15 protein-coding genes are annotated in these 16,591 nt (G+C 68.9%); 8 read left to right on the forward strand and 7 right to left on the reverse strand.

Going from position 1 to position 16,591, the window contains the following annotated elements; all coding sequences use genetic code 11:
* Window positions 1-28: 28 nt before the first annotated feature.
* Together mptB and OG966_RS22485 are read right to left on the reverse strand one after the other, a co-directional pair.
* Entirely contained in the window at window positions 29-1,456 is a 1,428-nt protein-coding gene (gene mptB / locus OG966_RS22480; protein ID WP_442806742.1) for a polyprenol phosphomannose-dependent alpha 1,6 mannosyltransferase MptB, read from the reverse strand.
* A gap of 154 nt (window positions 1,457-1,610) precedes the next feature.
* Window positions 1,611-1,754, reverse strand: a complete 144-nt coding sequence (locus OG966_RS22485) for a DUF6233 domain-containing protein (protein ID WP_326651580.1) — start codon at window positions 1,752-1,754, stop codon at window positions 1,611-1,613.
* Window positions 1,755-2,175: 421 nt separating this feature from the next.
* Between OG966_RS22485 and OG966_RS22490 the strand changes: the two genes are divergently transcribed.
* Window positions 2,176-3,528 carry a DUF6777 domain-containing protein gene (locus OG966_RS22490; RefSeq protein ID WP_326651581.1) on the forward strand — a complete coding sequence of 451 codons (1,353 nt, stop codon included), beginning with the start codon at window positions 2,176-2,178 and terminating at the stop codon, window positions 3,526-3,528.
* Between the two features lie 179 nt (window positions 3,529-3,707).
* Here the strand turns inward: OG966_RS22490 and OG966_RS22495 are convergent, their stop codons facing one another.
* Together OG966_RS22495 and OG966_RS22500 are read right to left on the reverse strand one after the other, a co-directional pair.
* Window positions 3,708-3,842 (reverse strand): hypothetical protein, encoded by a 135-nt coding sequence (locus OG966_RS22495; protein ID WP_326651582.1) that lies wholly within the window; start codon window positions 3,840-3,842, stop codon window positions 3,708-3,710.
* 120 nt (window positions 3,843-3,962) lie between these two features.
* On the reverse strand, window positions 3,963-4,127 hold the full coding sequence (locus OG966_RS22500; protein WP_326651583.1) for a hypothetical protein: 165 nt from the start codon (window positions 4,125-4,127) through the stop codon (window positions 3,963-3,965).
* A gap of 22 nt (window positions 4,128-4,149) precedes the next feature.
* Here OG966_RS22500 and OG966_RS22505 point away from each other — a divergent pair, with 22 nt between their 5' ends.
* Window positions 4,150-4,614 (forward strand): GatB/YqeY domain-containing protein, encoded by a 465-nt coding sequence (locus tag OG966_RS22505; protein ID WP_326651584.1) that lies wholly within the window; start codon window positions 4,150-4,152, stop codon window positions 4,612-4,614.
* A 146-nt stretch (window positions 4,615-4,760) separates the two neighbouring features.
* Here the strand turns inward: OG966_RS22505 and OG966_RS22510 are convergent, their stop codons facing one another.
* The gene (locus OG966_RS22510; protein ID WP_326651585.1) at window positions 4,761-6,998 is read right to left on the reverse strand and encodes a transglycosylase domain-containing protein; all 2,238 of its coding nucleotides are present in this window, start codon (window positions 6,996-6,998) and stop codon (window positions 4,761-4,763) included.
* Between the two features lie 394 nt (window positions 6,999-7,392).
* On the opposite strand from OG966_RS22510, the gene OG966_RS22515 reads away from it, so the two are divergent.
* Window positions 7,393-7,737, forward strand: a complete 345-nt coding sequence (locus OG966_RS22515; protein WP_326651586.1) for a WhiB family transcriptional regulator — start codon at window positions 7,393-7,395, stop codon at window positions 7,735-7,737.
* A 37-nt stretch (window positions 7,738-7,774) separates the two neighbouring features.
* Here OG966_RS22515 and OG966_RS22520 read toward each other — a convergent pair whose 3' ends face one another.
* Both OG966_RS22520 and OG966_RS22525 read right to left on the reverse strand, forming a co-directional pair.
* Window positions 7,775-9,154, reverse strand: a complete 1,380-nt coding sequence (locus OG966_RS22520) for an ArsA family ATPase (RefSeq protein WP_326651587.1) — start codon at window positions 9,152-9,154, stop codon at window positions 7,775-7,777.
* Window positions 9,151-10,113 (reverse strand): ArsA family ATPase, encoded by a 963-nt coding sequence (locus OG966_RS22525; RefSeq protein WP_326651588.1) that lies wholly within the window; start codon window positions 10,111-10,113, stop codon window positions 9,151-9,153. Before OG966_RS22525 ends, OG966_RS22520 begins: the two co-directional genes overlap by 4 nt.
* Window positions 10,114-10,185: 72 nt before the next feature.
* Between OG966_RS22525 and OG966_RS22530 the strand changes: the two genes are divergently transcribed.
* From OG966_RS22530 to OG966_RS22550, 5 genes are all read left to right on the forward strand, one after another.
* Entirely contained in the window at window positions 10,186-10,344 is a 159-nt protein-coding gene (locus OG966_RS22530; protein WP_003967454.1) for a DUF4177 domain-containing protein, read from the forward strand.
* On the forward strand, window positions 10,341-10,811 hold the full coding sequence (locus OG966_RS22535; RefSeq protein ID WP_326651589.1) for a RidA family protein: 471 nt from the start codon (window positions 10,341-10,343) through the stop codon (window positions 10,809-10,811). The genes OG966_RS22530 and OG966_RS22535 overlap by 4 nt, the downstream gene beginning before the upstream one ends.
* Before the next feature lie 414 nt (window positions 10,812-11,225).
* Window positions 11,226-14,141: a PQQ-dependent sugar dehydrogenase gene (locus OG966_RS22540; protein WP_326651590.1), complete on the forward strand. Its 2,916-nt coding sequence runs from the start codon at window positions 11,226-11,228 to the stop codon at window positions 14,139-14,141.
* Between the two features lie 91 nt (window positions 14,142-14,232).
* Window positions 14,233-15,102, forward strand: a complete 870-nt coding sequence (locus OG966_RS22545) for an NUDIX hydrolase (protein WP_326651591.1) — start codon at window positions 14,233-14,235, stop codon at window positions 15,100-15,102.
* Between the two features lie 376 nt (window positions 15,103-15,478).
* Window positions 15,479-16,318, forward strand: coding sequence for an MBL fold metallo-hydrolase (locus tag OG966_RS22550; protein ID WP_326651592.1), 840 nt, complete (start codon window positions 15,479-15,481; stop codon window positions 16,316-16,318).
* Window positions 16,319-16,591 lie beyond the last annotated feature (273 nt).

Raw genomic sequence — 16,591 nt, forward strand, 5'->3', positions numbered from 1 at the left:
GCCGTACTCCCCACAGGTCCCGCCCCCGTCATGCCGTACTCCCCACTGGTCCGGTCCCGGCCCCCGTGCGTTCCGTGATCCGGTACGCGCACCACAGCATCAGCACCGCCAGCACCCCGCCGCCGGCCGCCAGCGCGAGCTGCGCCCGGTCCGGCGCGAATCCACTGGGCAGTACGGCGAGGGCCAATACCGCGCTGGCAACGGCGACCGCCCGGCGCATCGGCCGGTCGGGCCCGGCGGCTATCAGGAACAGCCCCCACAGCACGTACCAGGGCCGGATCGCCGGCCCGAGAACGGCCACCGCCGTCAGGCTCAGCCCGAGTGCGTAAACCGGGCGCGGCAGATGGCGCCGCCAGGCGATCAGTACGGCGGTTGCGGTCGCGGCGAGGCCGAGCAAGTGCCACGCCGGAGTGGCGAATTGGGCCAGTCCGCTACCGGCGTTCTCCAGCACGGCGCCGGTCATCCGGCCCAGTGACGAGGTGAGTGACCAGTTCTGCGGCGATACCGGGGTGTGCAGGGCGGCTATCCACCCATAACCCGTGCCGGCCAGCGCCGTCGCCGCGGCTGTGGTGACCGCTGCCACGCCGAGCACCCCGAGCGCCGCTTTCAGCCTCCGCGCCCGGCCGCCGAGATGCCGGCCCCAGAGCAGGGCCACGGCCAGCAGCCCCAGCGCGGCGGGCGCCTTTACCAGGGCCGCGAGGGTGACCAGTACGACGGCGAGTACCGGCCAGCGGCCCAGCGCGGCCACCAGACCGGCGCCCAGCAGGCCGAGCATGATCGCGTCGTTGTGGGCGCCACCGACGAGATGCAGCAGCACCAGCGGGTTGAGCGCCCCGAGCCAGAGCGCGGCGGCCGGCTCCGCCCCGCAGTGCCGGGCCAGCGCGGGCAGGCAGACGACCATCGCGGCGACCCCGAGCAGCGCTACCAGCCGCATGCCGAACACGCCGGTGGACACCTCCGTACGGGAGAAGTCGGCTATCGCCTTGGCGCAGGCGAGAAAGACCGGGCCGTACGGGGTCGGGGTGTGCCGCCACACCGGCGCCACCTCGTCGGTCAGCGGTCCGCCGAGCCGGGAGGGACCGTACGCGTACACATCGATCCGCGCGTCGACCATCGCGCCCTGGGCGAGATAGCTGTAGACATCCCTGCTGAACAGCGGTGGCGCCACGACCAGGGGTGCCGCCCACAGTCCGAGTGTGAGCAGCAGCGTGCGGCGGTCCGGTGGTTCAGGACCGCGGACCGCACGCCCCAGCAGGGCCCAGGCCGCGATCAGCAGTACGAGCCCGAAGTACGCGCCGGCCAGGCCGACCGCCGCCCGGCCGGACTCCGGCGCGAGAGCCTCCCGTACGGGCAGCGCTCCGGCGGTCGCACCGCCCGCGGCAAGGGCTGCCGAGCCCACCAGCCCCAGCAATTGGCAGCGGCGGGTGTCGACGACGGGGACGCGGATGGACGGCACGTGGGCAGACTGTCAACGGGCGATGGCCGGGAGGCGACGCCGTCATCGCCATCGAGCGGCAGCCGTATGTCGGCCGCATGACGGATGCGGGGTCCGGCGGCCCACCGCCGTGAAATGCGCGGGCGTGTACTTCGCCGCACCTGCGGGTGGCGGGTCACAGCATGCCGAGGTCTCGGTCGGGGCGGCAGATCGTGCAGGGTTCGACGTGCGCGGCGAGGGCCGCGAGTGCCTGCTCGCGGCTGATCGGCCTGGCTCGTGATGCGCAGCCGATGCGCGCAGTCCGGTGACGGCCACCCATGGGGAACGCTGTTCTCTGTCAAGTCCCGAAAAGTAGTGACGTGTCGCGACGGCAGGGCCCGGGGCTTACTCGAGAGGCGGGCTCTGACAAAGCCGGTGCATGATCAGCGCCTCCCGGACATGGAGCGACAGTGCCTTAGGGAGGCGAATGAGAATTCTATTTCCGCGACATCTATGCAGTTGAGGAGAGTGCCGTGAGTTCCCTGCCTCCTTCGTCCGAGCGCCCCACCGGCCCTCCCTCGGGTCCGCTGTCCGGCCTGCCCTCAGGTGAGCAGACGCCGGTACCTCCGCCCCCACCCGGGCCATCGCCCCCACCCGGGCCACCGCCCCCACCGGGGTCCACGGGTCCGCCCGGCGGACCGGATGAGCCAGGTCGGCGCCGTGGAGGACTGTCGGCCCGGTGGCAGACGCGGAGAACCTTGATGGGTGTCGGCACCATGGTGGTGGGTGCCGCGATGGCGGTGATCCTCACGGTCGCCATCCCCGGCGGGAAAAGGGGCGGTGGGGAGGTCTTCCTCCAGACCCCCTCCGCGGCCGGCCCTGATCCGTTCACCCCGTCGACCGTCACCCAGGACAAGGACACCGCAGCCTCGTCCGCAAGCCCTGGTACGTCATCGGCCGGCGCGGACGGCGGCACAGGCGCCCTCGTCGTCGATGGTTCCCACCCGGGGCTGTACGGCGGTACGCAGAACCTCGCGAGCTGTGACGTCGAGAAGCAGGTCAAGTTCCTCACGGAGAACGGCGACGAAGGGCAGGCCTTCGCCGGAGCCCTCAACCTCCGGCAGTCCGAAATCCCCCAGTACCTGCGGTCCCTGACGCCGACTCGGCTGGTCTGGGACACACGCGTCACGAACCACGGGTACAAGAGCGGCGCGGCGACCAGCTATCAGGCCATCCTGCAGGCCGGCACGGCCGTCCTCGTCGACGACCGCGGCGTTCCGCGCGTCCGCTGCGCCTGCGGCAACCCCCTGACTCCGCCCGTTGCCGGCGAGAGCAACCAGAAGTACACCGGCAGGCAGTGGTCGTCGTTCCAGCCCTCCAACCTCGTTGCGGTCACACCCGCCGAAAAGCCCATGAAGGCCGTGACGATGTTCGACGAGGAGCGCAAGGGCTGGTTCCAGCGTCCGAGCGGCGACCTCCTGGGCAAGAGCGACGCAAGGGTTCCCGCCCCGAAGGGCCAGCCTGCCGGAACGCCGTTCCCTGTCCTGCCTCCTCCTGAATCGACAGAGGAGCACCAGGACAAGAAGGAAGAGGAGTACCCGGAGAAGGGCAAGAAGAAGGACGAGGACAGCAAGAAGGACCAGCCGAAGGATCACCCGAAGGACGAGCCGAAGGACGAGCCCAAGGGCCAGCCGAAGGACCAATCGAAGAGCGAGCCCAAGGAGCAGCCGAAGGACGAGCCCAAGGACCACCCGAAGGAGCAGCCCAAGGACGAGCCGAAGAACGAACCCAAGAACGAGCCCAAGGAGCAGCCGAAGGACGAGCCCAAGGGCCAGCCGAAGGACCAATCGAAGAGCGAGCCCAAGGAGCAGCCGAAGGACGAGCCCAAGGACCAGCCGAAGGACCAATCGAAGAGCGAGCCCAAGGAGCAGCCGAAGGACGAGCCCAAGGACCACCCGAAGGACCACCCGCAGAACGAACCCAAGGACGAACCCAAGGACGAGCCGAAGGAGCAGCCGAAGAACGAGCCCAAGGACCAGCCCAAGAACGAACCCAAGAACGAGCCCAAGGACCACACGAAGAACGAGCCCAAGGACCAGCCCAACCAGAACTAACCACCGGCGCCGGTTGAGCCGCCGGCCCCGGAGTCGCCGCAAAGCTGATGAGCGTCTTCGACGCGGGTCGCGAAGCAGCTGACGGCTTCAGCGTCGACGGTTTGAGCGCCCGCGTCGGCGCCCCAGCAGCCTCGCCTGCTCGCTCTTCAGCTGGGTGAACCGGTCGCGGGTGTACTCCCTTAGCGCCCGGCCGGGGAACGGTATGAGCTGACCCGCGTCAGTCGGGCCTGCCTCTGCGCCAGTCGCAGTCCGTTGAGACAGGTCGCCAGGTAGCCGATGAACGCCAGCCCGACGGTCAAGATCACTGTGGCCATGAGAGGTGATGGTAGGCCGCTCCGATCGGATCATCTGATCGCTGATCCGGTTCCCCCGTTTGCCCCCGGACTCAAGGTCGGCGGAACGACTTTTGCCGGGAGCTGCTCTGGCGCGAGTGATCATTCGTCGTCGTTGATGTGCGAAATCCGGCAGTAGATCGCCGCCCGTTTCCCTGTCCAGTCGGTACGACTGCGCTTGTCTCGCTGTGAACCGGCTGTCCGGGCCAGCCCGCGGAGCCGTTCCGAGTCATTGTTGACCTGCGAATCTTCGTTGACCGCCTCCATGAGAAAAGGCTATGAAGAAGCTATGACTACGCTCAAGTCCAAGCTGCACGAAGACCTCACCGCGGCGATCAGGGCGCGCGACGAACTGCGCTCCTCCACTCTCCGGCTGACCCTCGCCGCGATCACCAAGGAGGAGGTCGCGGGCAAGACGGCGCGCGAGCTCTCCGACGACGAGGTGCAGAAGGTGATCGCCAAGGAGGCGAAGAAGCGCCGTGAGGCCGCCGAGGCCTTCGCCCAGGGCGGGCGGACCGAGTCGGCCGAGCGGGAGCAGGCGGAGGGCGTGCTGCTCGACGCGTACCTGCCGAAGCAGCTAACCGACGACGAGCTGGGCGCGATCGTCGCCCAAGCCGTAGAGGAGGCGAAGGGCGCGGGCGCCGAGGGGCCGCGTGCCATGGGTGCCGTCATGAAGATTGTGAACCCGAAGGTGGCGGGCCGAGCCGAGGGCGGCCGGGTGGCCGCAGCGGTGAAGCAGCGCCTCGCGGGCTGAGCGCGCTCACGCACGTACTGATTGCGTGCGTAGGGAGTTCATGATCGCGTAAGTGATCGAGTGCCTGATCGAGTGCCTGATCGCGCACCTACGCGAAGGAGGGGCCCCGGTCGCATCCGACCAGGGCCCCTCTTCACATTCGCCGGCTACCCGGGATTCGGCCAGCCGCCGTTCGCGCCGCCGTTCCCCTTGCCGCGGTCGTTCCCGCCGAGCAGGTCCGGCGGGATCGAGATCCCGGGCCACGGCTGCTGCCCGCCGTTGCCCTGGCCGCGGTTGTCACCGGGCTTGTTGCCGGGCTTGCCGCCGGGCTTGCCGTTCTCCTTCGGCTGGTCCGGGATCGGCACGCTGATGAACGACGGAGCGGACTGCCCGTCCAGAGCCCCTCGCATCGCGTCCCGCCAGATCGGTCCGGGGACCTGACCGCCGAAGACCTTCTGCTGCCACACGCCGCCGATGGTGATGTTCTCCATCTTCACCTGCTGCGTGGGGCTGCCGACCCAGACCGCACCGGAGAGGTTCGGGGTGTAGCCGACGAACCAGGCGTTCCTCCGTGCGTCCGTGGTGCCGGTCTTGCCCGCGTTGTCGCGGCTCTGCAGACCGGCCTGCTGACCCGTACCGGAGTCGATCACTCCGCGCAGCAACGTGTTTATCGTGTCGGCCGTCCGCTCGGACATGACCTTGTTGCAGCTGCTCTTCGGCACCTGCAGGCTCTGTCCGTCGGCCGTCGCGATGGACTCGATGGCGGTCGGGGTGCAGTACGTGCCGCGGTTGGCGAACGTCGCGTACGCGTTGGCCATGGTCAGCGGCGACACGCCCTTGGATCCCAGGGAGATCGCGGGCACCTCGGGCAGCTTCTCGCCGTTGCCCTGCACGACGCCCATCTTGCTCGTCATCTCCATGACCGGGCACATGCCGATGTCGGCGATCATCTGCACGAAGTAGGTGTTGACCGACTTCGCCATCGCCTCCTTGAGCGCGTACGGGCCGACCTCGGACTTGTTCTCGTTCGGCACTTCGGCGTTCTCCGTGTTGACCCACGGCTTTCCGCTGCAGGTCTGCACCCCCGGATAGGGCATCTTGTACGGCGCCGGGTAGACCTGTGTCGGCGGCCTGCCCTGCTCTATGGCGGCCGCGGCCACGAACGGCTTGAATGTCGAACCCGTCGGGAAGCCGTAGTTCGAGCCGCCCAGCTGCTTGTTGACCGAGTAGTTGATCTGGGTCTCGGTCTTGCCGAAGCCGTACGGCCGGGACTGGCCCATGGCCATGATCTTGCCGCTGCCCGGCTGGACCATCGTTACGGCGGTGGCGACGCTGTCCGTCTGGTAGACGTGATTCTTGATCGACTCCTGTGCCGACTTCTGCGCCTGCGGGTCGAGCGTCGTCTTGATCGTCAGACCGCCCTGGTTCCAGACCTTGGCCCGGTCCTCCTTGTTCTTGCCGAAGACCGGGTTGGAGAGGAACACCTCGCGTACGTAGTCGCAGAAGAAGCCCGCGCCGTTGACGGCCGTGATGCAGCCGTTCTTGGGCTTGCTGACCTTCAGGGTGATCGGGGTGGCTTTCGCCCGGTCCGCCTCCGCCTGCGAGATATCGCGGACCTCGGCCATGCGCTGCAGCACGGTGTTGCGACGCTTGGTCGCCTCCTGCTTGTCATTGACCGGGTCGTAGCGGCTCGGGGACTGGACGATGCCGGCGAGCATCGCCGCCTCCTCCACCTTCAGGTTCTTGGCGGACTTGGAGAAGTAGCGCTGGGACGCCGCCTCGACGCCGTACGCCTGCTCGCCGAAGAAGGTGATGTTGAGGTAGTTCTCGAGGATCTTCTTCTTCCCGAGCTCTTCCTCGACCTGGATCGCGTACTTGAGTTCCTGGATCTTCCGGCCGAGCGTCTGCTGGGTGGCCTGGGCGACCTTGTCGGGGTCGTCGCCGGCCTCCTCGACGAAGACGTTCTTCACGTACTGCTGGGTGAGGGTGGACGCGCCCTGCGATACGCCACCCGACTGGGCGTTGCGGTTGAGCGCGCGCAGCACACCCTTGAGGTCGATCGCCCCGTGCTCGTAGAAGCGCGAGTCCTCGATCGCGACGATCGCCTTCTGCATGTAGGGCGAGATGTCCTTGAGCGGGACGACCGTGCGGTCGCGCGAGTAGACCGTGGCGATCTGGCCGCCCTTGGAGTCAAGGATGCTGGTGCGCTGACTCAGCGGCGGAGTCTTGAGGTTGGCCGGGATTTCGTCGAATCCCTGGACCGTTCCCTTGGCCGCGAGTCCCAGCGCTCCGGCGGCGGGCAGGGCGATGCCTGCCAGCACCGCTCCGGAGAGGACGCTGACACCGAGGAACTTGGCGGCCTGCTGGGTCCCGGTCAGACCTCCGCCCGAGCGGTTCTTTGGCATGGGGGCAGCCTACGTTCTCATTCGCCGGACACGCGTATAGGCCTTGGCCTAAGCTGCTCTCAACTGTCACAGCAGTGCGGTTTCGTATCAAGGCCTCCCCGAACTTCGGCTGTATCCGAACGCGGCAGAGCCCTGTCCGAATCCGCCTCATGCGTCATCCGAAGTCCGTTGTGACTCAACTGAACTGTCCCGGATTGCCGGAATAGTCACGTATGCCCTCGGCTCACTCCCCTGGGTGATCTGCCGCGTACGCATAGTCCGTTCGGGCCATTCAAGATTGGGCCCGAAGGGGGTGTTGCGCTGTGCCCACCTTCCGTAACGTCCTCAACTGGTAGCGGTGAATATGCCGCTACCGCCGTGGGGGAGCCTCGATTCGGGAGAGGACGGCGCCGGCATGGGCTGGGTAACCGACTGGAGTGCGCAGGCAGCCTGCCGCACTACCGATCCGGATGAACTGTTCGTACAAGGGGCAGCGCAGAACAGGGCCAAGGCGGTGTGCACCGGATGCCCGGTGCGGACCGAATGCCTGGCCGACGCGCTCGACAACCACGTCGAGTTCGGCGTGTGGGGCGGAATGACCGAGCGGGAACGACGTGCACTGTTGCGCAGGCGTCCCACGGTCACCTCCTGGCGCAGACTGCTGGAGACCGCGCGTACGGAATACGAGCGCAGCGCGGGCATTCTGCCCGTGGGCCTCGATGACGACGAGACATACGAGACATATGCGGCGGCTGGGTAGCCACCCGCGCTAGCTCGTAGGAGAGCTCGTACAAGCGTTAAGCAGCTCCGGCCGGGGTACGACCGTCGGTCGCGAGTCGGTCGCCGATGGCCCGAAGCCCCGCGAGATCATGTACGTCGCCGGGCAGAGCGGGCACTTGGGCCACCGCCACCTCGGGGTGGAGCGCGGTGAAGCGGTCGCGCGTTCGCTGTTCACGCGCGAGCACCTGCATCCGTTCGGCGTGCAGGCGCAGCAGCCCTGCGGTCAGCAGCTCTGTGGTGTGGTCCCCTTGACCGTCATGGTCAAGGGCAGCTTCATGGTCCTCGGGACTGTGCTCCACGGTGGTTTTCTGCACGGTGGTTTTCTGCACGGTGGTTTTCTGCACGGTGGTTTTCTGCATGGGGGTGTGCTGCACGGTGATTTTCGGCACGGGCGGGGATTCGGGAGAGGCGCCCGGGGCGTCACGAACACCAGTCTTCCCGGGCTCCTGATCCACAATGCGGCCCTCGTCAAGATTTTCTGCGGCGGCAAGTGCCCGCTCGGCCGACAGCCGGGCGGCGCCGCTGCCGTGGACCCGGTTCAGCACCAGACCGGCGAGCGGCATCTCCTCCGCCGCCAGCCGCTCCACGAAGTACGCCGCCTCGCGCAGCGCGTCCCGCTCGGGCGCCGCGACCACCAAGAACGCCGTGCCGGGAGCCTGCAGCAGCCGGTAGGTCGCGTCCGCGCGGGTGCGGAAGCCGCCGAACATGCTGTCCATCGCGGCCACGAAGGTCTGCACGTCACGCAGGAGTTGCCCGCCCAGCAGCTTGCCGAGCGTCCCCGTCATCATCGACATGCCGACATTCAGGAACTTCATTCCGGCCCGGCCGCCCATCTTCGCCGGAGCCATCAGCAGCTTGATGAACTTCCCGTCCAGGAACGACCCGAGGCGCTTGGGCGCGTCCAGGAAGTCCAGCGCCGAGCGCGACGGAGGGGTGTCGACGACGATCAGGTCCCATTCGTCGCGGGCGCGCAGCTGCCCCAGTTTCTCCATCGCCATGTACTCCTGCGTGCCCGCGAAACCGGCCGACAGGGACTGGTAGAAGGGGTTCTCCAGGATCGCGCGGGACCGCTCGCCGTCCGCGTGCGCCTCGACGATCTCGTCGAAGGTCCGCTTCATGTCCAGCATCATGGCGTGCAGTTCACCCTCGCCCTCGATGCCCTTCACCCGGCGCGGGATGTTGTCGAGGGAGTCGATGCCCATGGACTGGGCGAGCCTGCGGGCCGGGTCGATGGTCAGGACGACCACCTTGCGGCCGCGCTCGGCCGCCCGTACGCCGAGAGCCGCAGCGGTCGTCGTCTTGCCGACACCGCCGGCGCCGCAGCACACGATGATGCGGGTGGCCGGGTTGTCGATGAGAGGGTCGATCTCGAGCGGGGCCGACACGTCCAGGGTCATGAGGCAGCCTCTTGATTCCGGAGTTCCTTCGCCAGTTGGTAGAGCCCGGCCAGGTGGACTCCCTCGCTCAGCAGGGGGAGTTCGTACGACGGCAGCCCCAGGCCGTCCAGCGCGGCGCGCTGCTCGCGCTCCAGCTCGACGCGCTGGGCGTGGTCCCTGGCCTGCTCCAGGAGCGGCGTGACGAGCTTCGCGGAGCCGCTGACGCCGGCCGCCGTGAGCGCCTTGGCGATCTCCGCACGGCGGTCCCCGGCGGCGCTGCGCACCGCCTCCTCGTCGAGGATGTGCGGCCGGACCATGTTCACGATCACCTTGCCGACCGGGAGGCCCGCGGCGCGGAGTTCGGCGACGCCGTCCGCGGTCTCCTGGACCGGCATCTCCTCCAGCAGCGTCACCAGATGGACGGCCGTCTCCGGTGACTTGAGGACACGCATCACGGCCTGGGCCTGATTGTGTATCGGGCCGAACCTGGCCAGCCCCGCCACTTCGTCGTTGACGTTCAGGAAGCGGGTGATGCGGCCGGTGGGCGGCGCGTCCATCACCACGTAGTCGTACGTGTAGGTGCCCTGCTTCGTCTTGCGGCGTACGGCTTCGCATGCCTTGCCGGTCAGCAGTACGTCCCGTACGCCCGGCGCGACGGTCGTCGCGAAGTCGATCGCGCCGAGCTTCTGCAGCGCGCGGCCCGCCGAGCCCAGTTTGTAGAACATGTGGAGGTAGTCGAGGAGCGCCCGCTCGGCGTCGATGGCCAGCGCGAACACCTCGCCACCGCCGGAGGAGACGGCGATTTTCCGCTCCTCGTACGGCAGCGCCTCTGTCTCGAAGAGCTGTGCGATGCCCTGTCTCCCCTCCACTTCGACGAGGAGAGTCCGCTTTCCCTCGGTGGCGAGGGCGAGCGCGAGGGCGGCGGCGACCGTCGTCTTACCGGTACCACCCTTGCCGCTGACGACCTGGAGCCTGCTCACGTATTCGAGCCTAACCAGTCGGGCGGCGGGCTACGCACGAGGCTGCCCGTCGGTGCGACTACAGTCGGCTCCATGACCAAGTGGGAATACGCGACCGTGCCCCTTCTCGTGCACGCGACCAAGCAGATTCTGGACACCTGGGGCGAGGACGGCTGGGAGCTCGTCCAGGTCGTTCCCGGGCCGAACAACCCCGAGCAGCTGGTGGCCTATCTGAAGCGGGAGAAGGCATGAGCGGCGTTGTCGACGCGAAGCTCGCCGAGCTCGGGCTGACGCTGCCGGAGGTCGTACCGCCGCTGGCCGCGTATCAGCCGGCTGTGGTGTCCGGTGTGTACGTCTACACCGCGGGACAGCTCCCGATGGTGGAGGGCAAGCTTCCGGTTACCGGCAAGGTGGGTGGCGAAGTCACCGCCGAGGAGGCCAAGGAGCTGGCGCGAACCTGTGCGCTGAACGCCCTGGCCGCCGTGAAGTCGGTTGTCGGTGATCTGGACCGGGTCGCGCGAGTGGTGAAGGTTGTCGGCTTTGTCGCGTCGGCATCGGACTTCACCGGCCAGCCCGGTGTGCTGAACGGCGCGAGCGAGCTGCTGGGCGCGGTGTTCGGCGACAAGGGTGTGCACGCGCGCAGCGCGGTGGGTGTCGCGGTGCTGCCGCTGGACGCTCCGGTCGAGGTCGAGATCCAGGTGGAGCTCGTTCAGGGCTGACTTTCCCGCCCGGGACTGACTGCTCGTTCAGGACGCTCCCGGTCAGGCGCTGACTGCTCGTTCAGGTCTCGATGGTGCCGGGTCAGGCCTTCGGTGGAGCTTGTCCACGGCTGAAGTGCCTGCTCGAGTGATGTGTGGGGCCCCGTGCCCGCCGGTTTCCGGTGGGCACGGGGCCCCACTTGTCTTCGGCAATCCCTTGCAACTCTCTTGACGTGGACGCGTCGACGGGTGTGGTCTGTCCATGGTTAGGAATGTTTCCTAACCATCTGAACGTCACCTACACGCACCGCGCATCGTGCACCTCCTCCATCCCGTCGTCCCCAACGAAAGTGGGAGGGATCCGTGGCACCAACCCCCCGCCGGTCGCGCAGAGCGATCGGCGCTCTCGTGGCCGCAGCCACAGCAGCGTTAACCGTGGCCCTGCCGACCGTGAGCAATGCCCGGCCAACCGCCGCCGGGGCAGCGGTCGTCAAGGCCGCGCCGGTCCGGTACGAAGCCGAAACGGCGACGATCTCGCAGGGCGTTGTCGAGTCCAACCACGCCGGCTTCTCCGGCACCGGTTTCGTCAACTACACCAATGTCGCCGGTGGCTATGCGGAGTTCACCGTGGACGCCCCGGCGGCGGGCAGCGCCACCCTGGCGCTCGGCTTCGCCAACGGCACCAACGGCAACCGTCCGCTGGACATCTCCGTGAACGGAGCCGTCACCGCCGCCGATCAGGCCTTCCAGCCCACCGGCGCCTGGACCACCTGGTCCACGGTGACCACCACCGTCGCACTCAAGGCCGGCGCGAACACCATCCGTGCCACCGCCGCAGCCGCCGAGGGCGGCCCCAACCTGGACTTCATCGACGTCACCCCCACCGACGGACAGGCCGGCACGGACTACGAGGCGGAAGCCGGGACGATCTCGCAGGGCGTTGTCGAGTCCAACCACGCCGGCCACTCCGGCACCGGCTTCGTCAACTACAACGCCGTGACAGGCGCGTACGTGGAGTTCACCGTCGACTCCGCGCAGGCAGCCAACGCCGAACTGGACTTCAGCTACGCCAACGGCACCGTGGCAAGCCGTCCGCTGGACATCACCGTGAACGGCACCAACGTCGCCGACGACCTCGCCTTCCCCGGCACCGGCGCCTGGACCACCTGGAAGACCGCCACCGTCAACGCGGCGCTCAAGGCGGGCAGCAACAGGATCCGCGCCACCACGGTCGCGGGCGACGGCCCCAACCTGGACAAGCTCACCGTCGCCGCGAGCGGCCCGGCCGACACCGAGAAGCCCACACCGCCCGCGAACCTGCGCAAGGACGAGGAGCCGACGGCGAGCACAGTCTCGCTGGCCTGGGACGTGTCCACCGACAACGTCAAGGTCGTCGGCTACGACATCTATCAGCACGGCCAGCTGATGAAGCAGGTCGACGGCGGCACCCTGGCCGCCACGGTGGAGAACCTCAACCCCGAGACCTCGTACGACTGGACCGTCTTCGCCCGTGACGCCGCCGCCAATGTCTCGGCCGCGAGCAACGCCGTCACCATCGCCACGCTGCCCGCGCCACCGGACAACGAGGCGCCGAGCATTCCGGGCAGTCTGCGCTCCACCGGCAGGACCGCGACCAGTGTCGACCTCGCCTGGAACGCCTCCACGGACAACGTGAAGGTCACCGGGTACGAGATCCAGCGCGACGGCGCGCCCGCCGCAACCTCCGACTCCGCCTCGACGACCGTCGCGGGCCTGAAGGCCGACACCGCCTACAGGTTCAAGGTCAGGGCTTTCGATCTCAAGGGCAACAAGTCGGAGTTCAGCCCGGAGATCACCGTCACCACCGGCGGCAGCCGGCCCGGCGGGGTCCCCGACCCGGGCACCGTCTCCACCCTCGCCGGCGGTGTGGATGTCGCCTGGGGCCTGGGCTTCCTGCCCGACGGCTCCGGCGTCTACACCGAGCGGAACACCTTCAACGTCTACAGGCTGACGAAGTCCGGCCAGAAGACGCTGATCGGCAAGGTCCCCAACGCCGTGACCACGGGCGGCGAGGGCGGTCTGCTGGGAATCGAGATCAGCCCCAGTTTCAACACCGACCACTACCTCTACTTCACCCACACCGCCTCCGAGGGCAACCGCATCGGGCGGATGAAGTACGAGAACAACGCGCTGAGCGACTACAAGATCCTGCTCCAGGGCATGGAGAAGAGCCGCTTCCACAACGGCGGCCGGCTGCGCTTCGGCCCCGACGGCAAGCTGTACGCCTCCATGGGCGACGCGCAGAGCGGCAGCCGGGCGCAGGACAAGAACTCGCTCAACGGCAAGATCCTGCGCATCAACGCGGACGGCACCATTCCGTCGGACAACCCCTTCGGCAACGCCGTCTGGAGCCTCGGCCACCGCAACCCGCAGGGCCTCGACTTCGACTCCCAGGGCCGGCTCTGGCAGGCGGAGTTCGGCAACAGCAATATGGACGAGGTCAATCTCATCCAGAAGGGCGGCAACTACGGCTGGCCCAACTGCGAGGGCACAAGCGGAAGTTGTTCCGGCTACATTGCGCCCAAGAAGACCTGGCCGACCAGCCAGGCCTCACCCAGTGGCCTGACGATCATCAACGATTACGTCTTTGTCGCCACCACCGTCGGCCAGCGCGTCTACCGGCTGCGCATCGACGCGAGCAGCAACCTGGTCGAGCAGAAGGCGTACTTCCAGGGGACGTACGACCGGCTTCGTACGGTCGAGGTCGACCATGACGGCGACATCTGGCTCACCACATCGACGGACAAGGACGGCACCAACGGCAACGACCGGGTACTGCTGATCGACATCGTCTACTCGGGCGGCAATCCGCAGCCCGGCGATTTCAAACTCACCAGCGGCGCTTTCAGCGACAACGCCGGCATCCCGGCGAAGTACACCTGCGCCGGGGACGGCACCGCGGGCCGGGATCCGTCGCCGCCGCTGGCGTGGGGCGCTGGAGATTCCGCGGCGAAGAGCTACGCGATCGTCTTCGCGGATATCGCCAACAACGGCAACAAGCTGCACTGGGCGATCTGGGACGTACCGGCGTCGAAGCTCTCGCTTCCGGAGGCGCTGGGGTCCGGTTTCAATGTCCCTGGCCAGGACGGCGCGAAGCAGAAGGCGATGGGCAGCGGGGCGAACGCGCAGCAGTTCTTCGGCCCGTGTCCGGGCGGCTCCACGCACCCGTACACCTTCACGCTGTACGCGGTGAACGCGGCGACCGTGCCGGGGCTGACCTCCGGCTCGACGATGGCCCAGATCGAGACGGCGATCAAGAACGCGAGCACCGCGAATGTGAAGCTGCGCGGTAGCTCCAACGCCGGTACGTAAGTGTCGAACGCCGGTATGTGAGTGATCGGGGGGCGGCTCGTTTCACCGGCCGCCCCTCGAACATCACGTCGGATGCGCATAGCATCCGCCCATGTCCAATGGTCAGTGGTACCCGCCGGAGTGGCCGGACCGTATTCGCGCGCTCGCGAGCGGTGAGATCACCGCGGTGACGCCGAAGCGGGCGGCAACCGTGATGCTGCTGCGCGACACGGCGGACGGCCCCGCCGTGCACATGCTGCGCCGACGCGCCTCCATGGCCTTCGCCTCGGGCGCGTATGTGTATCCGGGCGGCGGCGTGGACGAACGCGACGACGATCACCTGGTCCGGTGGGCGGGCCCGTCGCTGACCGCCTGGTCGACCCGTCTGGGCACCGGCCCTGCCGAGGCCCAGGCCATCGTGTGCGCGGCGGTGCGGGAGACGTACGAGGAGGCGGGCGTCCTGCTCGCGGGCCCGACGCCCGACACCGTCGTCGGCGACACGACGGGCGACGACTGGGAGGCGGACCGCCAGGCGCTGGTCGACCGCGACCTGTCCTTCGCGGACTTCCTGGACCGCCGGGGTCTGGTGCTGCGCTCGGACCTGCTGGGCGCGTGGGCGCGGTGGATCACTCCGGAGTTCGAGCCGCGCCGGTACGACACATGGTTCTTCGTGGCGGCACTCCCCGAGGGCCAGCGGACACGGAACGCCTCGACGGAGGCGGACCGCGCGGTCTGGATCCGCCCCCAGGAGGCGACGGCGGGCTACGACAAGGGCGACCTGCTGATGATGCCGCCGACGGTCTCCACCTTGCGGGCGTTGCAGCAGTACGCCACGGCGGCGTCGGCGCTGGCAGCGGCGGGGGAGCAGGAGCTGACCCCGGTCCTGGCCCAGGCGCGGCTGGAGGAGGGCGAACTGGTGCTGAGCTGGCCGGGCCACGACGAATTCACGAAGCACATCCCGACGGGGGGCGGCGCGCAGTGACACGGCGCGATACGGCACGGCTGACGGTGCGCGAGAGGCAGGCGGCTCGCGCCGGGTGCGCGGCGGGCGTCCGGCCGGTTCCGCGGCCGCCCGTGGTGGCCTGCGGCCGTGCCGGGTGCGCGTCGGGGGCGCGGCGTGGCGCTGTGCCGCCGCTGACACCGACCTCTGCCCTGGCGGGAATCCAGCCGCCGACCGGGCCCGGGGCTGCTGTTCGCCGCACCGCGTGTGCGGCGGTGTCGCTGATCCCGCGGCGCGGTGGCGCGCGTCCGCGTGCGTCGGCCGCGGGCCGCGCCGGGCGGGCGTGGCAGTCGCTCCTGTCGCAGCGCCACGCGGCGAAGCCGCTCACCGTAATCGTCGGCCACCCCGGAGGTGCGCGATGACCGACGCCGCCGCGCTGCCCGGGCAGCCCCGTGGTGGTGCGCTCTCCGGGCCCGCCACCGCCCGTGCCGTCAATGTCCTCGCGCCCAATGCGTCCGCGATGACCCTCGACGGCACCAACACCTGGATCGTCTCCGAGCCCGACTCCGAGCTCGCCCTCGTCATCGACCCCGGACCTCTGGACGACATACATCTCCAGGCCGTCATCGCCACCGCCGAGAAGGCGGGCAAGCGGGTCGCCCTGACCCTGCTCACCCACGGCCATCCCGACCACGCCGAGGGTGCCGCGCGCTTCGCCGAGCTGACGCGTACGAAGGTGCGCGCCCTCGACCCCGCGCTGCGGCTCGGTGACGAGGGGCTTGCCGCCGGGGACGTGATCACCACCGGCGGGCTCGAGATGCGCGTCGTCCCCACACCCGGGCACACCTCCGACTCGCTCTGCTTCTACCTCCCCGCGGACCGGGCCGTACTGACCGGTGACACGGTCCTCGGGCGCGGCACGACTCTTGTCGCGCACCCGGACGGGAGGCTCGGCGACTACCTCGACTCCCTCCGCCGGCTGCGTTCACTCACGGTGGACGACGGGGTGCATACGGTGCTGCCGGGTCACGGTCCCGTGCTCGACGACGCCCAGGGCGCGGTGGAGTTCTATCTGGCACACCGCGCGCATCGCCTCGCCCAGGTGGAGACGGCCGTCGAGAGTGGTCACCTCACCGCGGCCGAGGTGGTCGCGGACGTCTACGCGGACGTGGACAGGTCGCTCTGGCCGGCGGCAGAGCTGTCGGTGCGGGCGCAGCTGGAGTACCTCCGCGAGCACGGCCTGATCGAACAGGGCTAGGAGCGGCGCGCCCCGCGCAGGGACGGGCGAGGGGGCTTCGGCCGTGGACGGGCCGCGTACCCCGGCTCCGGCCCACGGACGCCCCGGCGCGCAGCCGCCCCGGCCCACGGCCGCCCATGCCGTGTCGGCTCAGTCCGTGTCGGCTCGTATCCGCGTCAGTCGTGGCCTTGGCGGCCGCGATCCGCTCGCTCGCCGCCGCCACGGCCGGCCGGAACTCCTACGAGAAGGGCTGCCCCGGAGTCGACCGGGGCGGCCCTTGCCGTATGTCTGATG

Origin of the sequence: Streptomyces sp. NBC_01750 (assembly GCF_035918095.1) — a bacterium.
GTDB lineage: Bacteria > Actinomycetota > Actinomycetes > Streptomycetales > Streptomycetaceae > Streptomyces.